This window comes from Streptomyces sp. NRRL F-2664, from assembly GCF_000719345.1.
Lineage (GTDB): Bacteria > Actinomycetota > Actinomycetes > Streptomycetales > Streptomycetaceae > Streptomyces.
In genome coordinates, this window is sequence record NZ_JOFX01000646.1 from 1 (window position 1) to 211 (window position 211).

The 211-nt window shown below is 74.4% G+C and carries 1 protein-coding gene; it reads left to right on the forward strand.

Translation table 11 applies throughout. From position 1 onward, the window contains the following. Positions 1-13: 13 nt before the first annotated feature. A partial coding sequence (locus tag IF89_RS40485; RefSeq protein WP_158718198.1) for a hypothetical protein occupies positions 14-211 on the forward strand: 198 nt, incomplete at its 3' end.

Sequence of the window (211 nt, forward strand, 5' to 3'; positions counted from 1 at the left end):
CCCCCTCGGCGCGGTGACCGAGATCGCCTACGAGGAGATCCCCGGCTCGCCCGTCCCGGCGCTGGCCGCGACCCGCCTGCGCACCCTCGACGACAAGGGAGAGCTCGCCGCGCCCGAGCAGCGGTTCTCCCCCGCAGTGGAGGAGGGGCGTGCCTACACGGGTGCGGGGGGCGGTTTCGCGGGTGAGGACGATGTCTTCGACCAGCGGACC